Genomic DNA, 7696 nt, shown 5'->3' with positions numbered 1-7696 from the left:
GGCCTGGTCTCCGACCGCGTGGACGTGGTGACAACCCGAAGAGCCCGTCCGAGGGCCCCGCCCAAGGCAAGAGCCCCGTCCGAGGACGGAGCCCGCACCTACCCTGAATCCGTCCGGCATTGATGGAGGCTCTGATGCTCCCCGGATCTCGTGGAGTCGCTTTGGTCGACTGACACGCCCGGCCCGGCGGCGGCCGTCCGCCGGTGCTACCGTCGACCGGACAGTCAGCACCGTTCACCTTGGAATCCGACCTATGACTCAGAGCTTCCGCGTGCACATCCCCGACGCCGACCTGGAGCCGGACCCCCTCCGCCCGGACCAGATCGTCTCCGGCGACCCCCGGGTCTCCGGCAAGGTGCTGTGGGAGTCCGCCGACGGGCGGCAGGTCCGCGGGATCTGGCAGATCACCCCCGGCGTGGTCACCGACACGGAGGCCGACGAGCTCTTCGTCGTCATCAGCGGCCGCGCCACCATCGAGATCGAGGGCGGGCAGACGCTCCGGGTCGGGCCGGGAGACCTCGCCGTGCTGCGCGAGGGCGACCGCACCACCTGGACGGTGCACGAGACGCTGCGCAAGGCCTACTCGATCAACCTGCCGGGCTGACGGCCGGGCACGCCATCCGCCTCGGGCACGTCACCCGCCCTGGGACACGTCGCTCGTCCCGGGGCACGTCGCCCGCTCACCCGTTCACCCGCTCACCCGGGCGATGGCGTCGACGACCGCCGCCGGGGCGTCGTGCGGAACCTCGTGCCCGCTCCCGGAGGCGGGAACGAGACTGCCGCCGGTCGACAGGGCGGCGAGCCGCTCCTGAGCGGCCGTCCACTGCGGGGTCAGCGACCGGTCCCGCCGTACCACCACCAGCGGCGTGTCCGCCAGCGGCGCCGGTCCGGCGCCCGCCACCGCCGCCCTGACCTGCTGCTCCACGGCCGCCAGGTCCAGCGCCTCCTCGCCCGTACCGGCGTCGGCCAGCGACGTCACCCCCAGCGCGGCCCGCAGTCCCAGCTGCGGATCGACCCCGTCGAGCAGCACGACGCCGGCGACCAGGTCGCGGTGGCGCAGGGCGTAGTACAGCACGGGGTAGCTGCCGAAGGAGTGCCCCACCAGCACCACCGGCCCGCCGGCCCGCCGGACCACCGCGTCCAGCTCCCGGTCGAGAGCGTCGGCGTCACGACCCGGACGCGTGGGCGCCGGGCTGTCACCCGCGCCCGGCCGGTCGTACCGGCACGATCGCCGGCCTTCCGGGAGCTCGGCGCGCACGGCGTCGAACGACGCGGAGCCCGCCTCGTCGCCGATGCCGTGGACCAGCACGACGGCGGGACCGGTGCCGCCCGTGCACTCCACCCGCTGCCGCTGCCCTGCCGCCTCCGCGACCGAGCCCCACTCCGGTTGCCGCGCGCATCCGCCCGCGGCCGCGAGAGACGCCACCGCGGCCAGCACGGCCAGGACGGCCGCGTTCCGCCGGCCGTTTCGAGGGGGCCCGGGCCGCATCACGATCATCCGCTCCTCCGCCGGTGACGGCGTCGATGAAACCGGTCGTGCCGTACGGCCGGAGCCGCGCAGGCCGGGGCGTCGCAGGGCTGTCAGCGCGCCTCCACCGCCAGCCGTACGCCGAGGCCGATGAGGACGGCGCCGGAGATCCGTTCCAGGCGGCGGCGGACCGCCGGCCTGCCGAAGACCGTCTTGGCCCGCCCCACCATCCAGATGAACAGCCCGTACCAGACGGTGTCGACCAGCACCCAGATCACCGCCAGCGCGATCAGGGTGAACGGCACGTTCGCCCCCTCGGGGACGAACTGTGGAAGGAACGACATCGCGAACACCGCCGCCTTGGGGTTGGCCAGGCAGGTGCTGAAGCCCAGCAGGTAGGACCCGCGCCACCCCGGGGCGGCCACGGCGGTCGGCTCCTCCCGTGGCTCAGCGGCCCCGCGCCCCTCGCGGGCCTGCCAGATCGACTGCGCGCCCATCACCACCAGGAAGACGGCTCCGACGATCCGCATGACGTCGTAGGCGACCTCCGAGGCGAGGACGAGCGCCGACAGCCCGAAGGCCGCGGCCAGCGCCCACAGCAGGATGCCCGTCTCATTGCCGAGCGTGGCGGCCATGCCCGGCCCCCGTCCGGCGCGCAGGGTCTGCCGGAGGATCACCGCCGTGCTGACACCGGGGATCATCGCGAGCAGGAAGCACGAGCCGATGAAGGCGATGAGGAACACCCCGACATCGTCGCCGCCCCCCGCAAGATCCGCAATTGTTTTTCACCGCTCCTCCCCGGCGCCTCACCGCTCCTTCCCCGCGCCGCCGGGCGCCTCACCGTCCCTCGTCGCGGGCGCGCGGCGCCCGGCCGTACACCTCGCCGAGCCTGGCGACCGTGTCGGCCATGTGCTCCCGCAGCTCGGGAGGCTCCAGGACCTCGACATCGGCGCCCAGGCGCAGCAGCAGCCAGTGCGCGTGCCGGACGGACTCGATCGGCAGGCGCAGGACGGTCCAGCCGTGCTCGTCGGGCGGGCCCGCCCCGGCCAGCGCGACGTCGACGGGATCGTCGCCGACCGTCACGCGCAGCAGGCCCTCGGTCCCGGGCGCCACCCGTATCACCGCCTCCTTGGTGTACATGCGCTCGCGGAACTCCACGGTGTACTTCTCCCAGAAGTCCGCCAGGTCGAAGTCGTCCGGCCGGTCGAAGCGGCCCTCGGCGAGCTCGGCGGTCACGATCCGCGCGACGCGGTAGGTGCGGGGCGCTCCCCCGCCGCCCTCACCGGTCGCGGAGGCCACCATGTACCACGACCCGCCCTTGAGGACGAGGCCGTACGGATGGACCACGCGCTCCACGTCCTTCGGCCCCCAGCGGCGGTAGGTCATGCGCAGCGGCCGCTGCTCCCACACCGCCTCGGCCGCCTCGGCCAGGAAAGGCACCTCGTCGGACCTGCGATACCAGCCGGGGACGTCGAGGTGGAAACGCTCGCGCATCCGGGCGGCGTGCGAGCGCGGCTCCGGCGGCAGCGCGGCCAGCAGCTTCAGCTCGGCGTTGGCGGCGACCTCCTTCAGCCCCAGCTCGGCCGCCGGGCCGGGTAGCCCGGCCAGGAACAGCGAGGACGCCTCCTCCGCGGTCAGCCCGTTGAGCCGGGTGCGGTAGCCGTCCAGGAGCTGGTAGCCGCCCGCGGGCCCGCGGTCGGCGTAGACGGGCACTCCCGCGGACGACAGCGCCTCCACGTCCCGGTAGACCGTCCGGACGGAGACCTCGAGTTCCTGGGCGATCTCCGTGGCGGTCATCCTTCCCCGCGTCTGCAGGAGAAGCAGAAGTGACAACAGGCGGCTGGCGCGCATGCCCCCAGTCTCCCCCACGATTGTGGAACTCACATGACCTATGTTCAAATGAACACATGGAGAGTTCCGATCGCGTCCGAGCCATCATGTCCGCGCTGCGCGCCGCCGACTCCGTCTCGGTCGCCGAGCTGGCCCTGGAGCACGCGGTCTCCGAGATGACCATCCGCCGCGACCTGGACGAGCTCGCCCAGCAAGGCGTGGTCAGGCGGGTGCGCGGCGGCGCGGTCAGCCTGCTCCTGCGCGGGGAGGAACCCCCCTTCGGGGTGCGCGAGCGCGAGGCGGTGGAGGCCAAGCGGCGGATCGCCGCCGAGGTCGCGTCGCTCATCGCCGACGGCGAGGCCGTCCTGCTCGACTCCGGCACCACCGCCCTGGAGGTCGCCCGCGCGATCCGCGACCGCCGGCTGACCGTCCTGCCGCTCTCCCTGCAGGCGGCCCACGAGCTGGCCACGGCCCCCCGGGTGCGCCTGGTCCTGCCGGGCGGCGAGGTCCGTCCCGGCGAACTCAACTTCACCGGGCCCCTGGCCGAGAGCGCCATCCGGTCCCTGCGCTTCGACACCGCCGTCATCGGCTGCTGCGGCCTGTCCGCCGGGCACGGCCTGACCACCCACGACCTGGCGGAGGTCGCCGTGAAGCAGGCGGCGATCGCCTCCGCCCGCCGCGTCGTCGCGGCCGCCGACTCCGGCAAGTTCACCCGCACCGCCTTCGGCGCCGTCTGCCCCCTCGACCGGCTCGACCTGGTCGTCACCGACTCCGCGATCCCCCCGTCCGAGCACGACGCCCTCACCGCCGCCGGCGTCGCCGTCCGCGCCGTCTGACCCGCATCAACCTCCCCGCACCGACCTCCCCGCACCGACCTCCCCGCACCGACTTCCCCTCACCGTCCGACCGCCACCGTCCGACCGCCACCGTCCGACCGCCACCGTCCGACCTCTGTCGTCCGGCCCGCGTCGCGTGCCCCCGTCATCCGATCTGCGCCATACGGCCCACGCCCCGTACCTCCGCGCACCCGCGCCTTCGACGTCCCCGGAGCCCCGTTGACCCTCATCCGTTACGACCGGACCGCGCTGCGGCACGGCCGGATCGCCGTCTGCCTGCTGTTCCTGCTCTCCGGCACGGCGATCGGCACCTGGACGGCCCGCATCCCCACGATCAAGCACGACCTCGGCCTCGGCGACGGCCAGCTCAGCCTCGGACTGCTCGGCATCGCGGCCGGGGCGATCACCGGCATGCAGCTGGTGGGCCGCCTGGTCGACCGGTTCGGCAGCGTCCGGGTCATGGGCCCGATGGCCTTCGCCCAGGCTGCGGTGCTGGTCCTGCCGGCCCTCGCCCCCGACCCGGTCACCCTCACCCTCGCCCTGTTCGCCTTCGGCGCGGTCCACGGCACACTCGACGTGGCGATGAACGCCAACGCCGTCGAGGTCGAGCGCGCCGCCGGACGGTCGCTCATGTCGTCCTTCCACGCGGTGTTCAGCATCGGCGGGTTCCTCGGCGCGGCGGCCGGGGGCCTGTTCGCCACCGTGGGGCTCAGCCCCGCCGCCACCTTCCTCATCGTCGCCACCGCGATCACGGCCATGGCCCTGCAGGCCTCCCGCTGGGCGCTCGCCGCCCCGGCCGAGCCCGTCCCGACCGGACCTGTCCCGGCGGAGGCCGGATCCACCGCGGCGGGGATCAGCGAGGCGAGAACGGGCGGGGCGGGAGCGGGCGGCGCGCTCCTCCTGGGCGTCCTGGCGTTCTGCTGCATGATCGGTGAGGGCGCGGCGGCGGACTGGAGTTCGGTCTATCTCCACGACGCCCTGAACAGCTCCGAATGGCTCGCCGCGGCGGCCTACGCCGCCTTCTCCACCATGATGACCGCCGGCCGCCTCGCCGGGGACCGGCTCGCCGCAGCGCTCGGCCCGGTCACCCTGGTCCGCGGCTGCGGCCTCCTGGCCGCGGCCGGTCTCGGGACCGCGCTCCTGATCGGTCACCCGATCGCCGGCGTCGCGGGATTCGCCTGCTTCGGTGCCGGTCTGTCCTGCATCGTCCCGCAGGTCTTCTCCGCCGCGGGACGCCGCGACCCCGCACGCGCGGGCCGCGCCCTGGCCAGGGTTGCGAGCCTGGGCTACGTGGGCTTCCTCACCGGTCCCGTGCTGATCGGCGGGGCCGCCGAGCTGCTGGGCCTCCCCCGCGCCCTGGCCATTCCGGCGTTGCTGGCGTTGTTCGTGGCCGTGATGGCTCAGGCTTTACGAACCACCGTCTTTACAAAGTAGATCAGTAAGACGAGTCGGGCCCGAACCGGTCGAATCCCAGCTTGACCACCATCACGGTCACCACACAGAGCAGGACGATCCGTACGAATCCAGCACCTCGCCGCAGGGCCATGCGGACGCCGAGCTGGGCCCCCGCGATGTTGCAGGCGGCCATCCCCAGGCCGAGCAGCCACAGCACGTGCCCCTGGTAGGCGAAGACGAGCAATGCGCCGAGGTTCGTGCAAGAGTTGATGATCTTCGAGTGGGCCGAGCCGCTCACGAAGTCCATCCCGAGGATCACGGTGAACGCGAGGATCAGGAAGGTGCCCGTGCCGGGGCCGAGAATGCCGTCGTAGAAGGCGATTCCGCCCCCGACGGCCGCGACGGCGGCCAGGATCCGGGCGCGGGTGCCCAGGTGCGGGTGAGGATGGGCGCCGAGGGACGGCCGGAAGGCGACGACCAGCGCCACCGCCACCAGGACGGCCATGACCAGCGGGATCAGCGCACCCTTGGAGATCGCCGCCGCCGCCGAGGCCCCGAGGCCGGAGAAGACCAGTGCGGCCAGCCCCGCCGGGATCGCGACCCTACGGTCGATCTTCGTCGTGGCGGCGTAGGTCACGGCGGCCGAAGCCGTGCCGAAGACGGAGGCGAGCTTGTTGGTGGCCAGCGCCTGAACCGGCGACACTCCCGCCAGGAGCAGGGCGGGGAGCTGCAGGAGCCCTCCCCCGCCGACCACGGCGTCGACCCATCCCGCCCCGGCCGCGGCCACCAGCAGCAGTGCGATCTCCGCCACATCCATACAAGTCCCCCGAAAGCCTGTTAAATGCCGGGCAGAGCGTACCTTTCCTCCTCCTCCGAGCGGTCGGCCGGATGCCCGTTCCGGGGTGCGGGCGGCGGGAACCGGGTGACGGCACGGCCGCCGCACGACAGCCGGGGCGGGACCGGAAGCGGGGCCGGGACCGAGCGGAGTCGCGGCCCGGTCCGGGTCCGGAGCAGGAGCGGGAGCGGGACCGGGACCGGGACCGGGATCGGGACCGAGAGCGGGGGCCACGATCTCGTCACGCGTTTTTCCTCAGGCCGGGGCCGCCACGTCCGATCGGCGTCATGACGCGGCTGAACCCGTCCGACACCTGGACGGCAACCCGGCACCCCTGCCGGTCCGGCACCGACTCCGGCGGTGCCATACCCGCGCGCGACGGACGAGAGAAGGACATGAGCCAGACGTTCCCCGGAAGCGCCCTGGCCGCCGGGGCCCGCCTCACACGCGGGCCGTACGGCTGGTGGGCGTTCCTCGTCCTGGGCGGCCTGCTGAGCCTGGCCGCGCCGTTCCTCGCACGCGTCTCCCCCGCCCTGGACGTGCTGCCCTGGGTGATGATCCAGGGCGCCGCGGCGGCGGCCGTGCTGCTCTCGCTCCGCAGGCACGGCCTGGGCCGCATGTGGTCGTGGCGGCTGATCGCCGCCGGCACCGTGCTGATCTGCCTGGCGACGACCGGATTGTGGGGGATCGGCTGGGTCTGGCTGAAGATTCCGGTACTCCTGGAGATCTACTCCCGCCTCGCCGTGGACTGCCACGTCCTGATGCTGATCGGGCTGATCGCGCTGGGCTGGCGCAACAGCGGCGCGCCTCGGGCGGCGCTGCTGGACGCGGGGATCATCACCGTCGGCGTGGCCATGCCGTTCTGGACCTTCCTCCTGCACCCGCTCCTGCACTCCACCCAGCGCAGCGGCGTGGACCTCGCCCTCGCCGTGACCTCTCCCGTCGTCGACGTGTTCATGCTCGGCCTGGCCGTACGGCTGGCGCTCGGCAAGCGGCGGGCGCCGTGGCTCGCCCTGATGAGCGCGTCCTTCGGCGCGCTGTTCCTGGGCGAGAGCGCCTACCTGCTCGACCAGATGGCCGGCCGGCCGGACGGTCCCCTCGCGACGGTCGGCTGGCTGGCCTGCTCGGTCCTGATCGGCGCCGCCGTGCTCCACCCCAGCGTGGCGCACGCCTCCGCACCGGCCCCCGACGCCACCAACCGGGCCCGGGTCATGCTGTTCATGACGCTGGCGCTGCTCAGCCCGATCGCCTCGATGGCGGGACTGACCATGTCCCACCATCATCCCGTCGCGGAGAGCGGCGACAGGTTCCTGCTCCTGGCGCTGACGGTGA

The 7696-nt window shown here is 73.4% G+C and carries 8 protein-coding genes; 4 read left to right on the top strand and 4 right to left on the bottom strand.

Annotated features, from left to right (window positions below):
- The first annotated feature begins 253 nt into the window (after positions 1-253).
- Positions 254-604: a cupin domain-containing protein gene (locus tag Plo01_RS39535; RefSeq protein ID WP_203895942.1), complete on the top strand. Its 351-nt coding sequence runs from the start codon at positions 254-256 to the stop codon at positions 602-604.
- 84 nt (positions 605-688) lie between these two features.
- On the opposite strand, the gene Plo01_RS39530 is transcribed toward Plo01_RS39535, so the two are convergent.
- The 3 genes from Plo01_RS39530 to Plo01_RS39520 form a co-directional block, all read right to left on the bottom strand.
- A complete protein-coding gene (locus tag Plo01_RS39530; protein ID WP_203895941.1) occupies positions 689-1498 on the bottom strand; it encodes an alpha/beta fold hydrolase in 810 nt (269 codons plus the stop codon).
- A gap of 83 nt (positions 1499-1581) precedes the next feature.
- On the bottom strand, positions 1582-2211 hold the full coding sequence (locus Plo01_RS39525) for a LysE family translocator (protein WP_239317955.1): 630 nt from the start codon (positions 2209-2211) through the stop codon (positions 1582-1584).
- A 94-nt stretch (positions 2212-2305) separates the two neighbouring features.
- Positions 2306-3319 (bottom strand): helix-turn-helix transcriptional regulator, encoded by a 1014-nt coding sequence (locus Plo01_RS39520; RefSeq protein ID WP_203895940.1) that lies wholly within the window; start codon positions 3317-3319, stop codon positions 2306-2308.
- A gap of 56 nt (positions 3320-3375) precedes the next feature.
- Here Plo01_RS39520 and Plo01_RS39515 point away from each other — a divergent pair, with 56 nt between their 5' ends.
- A complete protein-coding gene (locus tag Plo01_RS39515) occupies positions 3376-4134 on the top strand; it encodes a DeoR/GlpR family DNA-binding transcription regulator (RefSeq protein ID WP_239317953.1) in 759 nt (252 codons plus the stop codon).
- Between the two features lie 219 nt (positions 4135-4353).
- Positions 4354-5568: an MFS transporter gene (locus Plo01_RS39510; RefSeq protein WP_239317951.1), complete on the top strand. Its 1215-nt coding sequence runs from the start codon at positions 4354-4356 to the stop codon at positions 5566-5568.
- A gap of 1 nt (position 5569) precedes the next feature.
- Here Plo01_RS39510 and Plo01_RS39505 read toward each other — a convergent pair whose 3' ends face one another.
- A complete protein-coding gene (locus Plo01_RS39505; RefSeq protein ID WP_203895939.1) occupies positions 5570-6346 on the bottom strand; it encodes a sulfite exporter TauE/SafE family protein in 777 nt (258 codons plus the stop codon).
- 413 nt (positions 6347-6759) lie between these two features.
- On the opposite strand from Plo01_RS39505, the gene Plo01_RS39500 reads away from it, so the two are divergent.
- On the top strand, positions 6760-7696 hold a 937-nt coding region (locus tag Plo01_RS39500; RefSeq protein ID WP_203895938.1), incomplete at its 3' end, for a hypothetical protein.

Origin of the sequence: Planobispora longispora (genome assembly GCF_016863135.1) — a bacterium.
In the GTDB taxonomy this organism is placed as follows: domain Bacteria; phylum Actinomycetota; class Actinomycetes; order Streptosporangiales; family Streptosporangiaceae; genus Planobispora; species Planobispora longispora.
The sequence above is the reverse complement of the archived record's forward strand: the minus strand, read 5'-3'. Positions and strand labels throughout refer to the sequence as shown.

Coding starts and splice junctions, on each gene's coding strand:
- Plo01_RS39530 (WP_203895941.1), bottom strand. CDS start 1,498: ATGATCGTGATGCGGCCCGGGCCCCCTCGAAACGGCCGGCGGAACGCG.
- Plo01_RS39535 (WP_203895942.1), top strand. CDS start 254: ATGACTCAGAGCTTCCGCGTGCACATCCCCGACGCCGACCTGGAGCCG.
- Plo01_RS39520 (WP_203895940.1), bottom strand. CDS start 3,319: ATGCGCGCCAGCCGCCTGTTGTCACTTCTGCTTCTCCTGCAGACGCGG.
- Plo01_RS39515 (WP_239317953.1), top strand. CDS start 3,376: ATGGAGAGTTCCGATCGCGTCCGAGCCATCATGTCCGCGCTGCGCGCC.
- Plo01_RS39505 (WP_203895939.1), bottom strand. CDS start 6,346: ATGGATGTGGCGGAGATCGCACTGCTGCTGGTGGCCGCGGCCGGGGCG.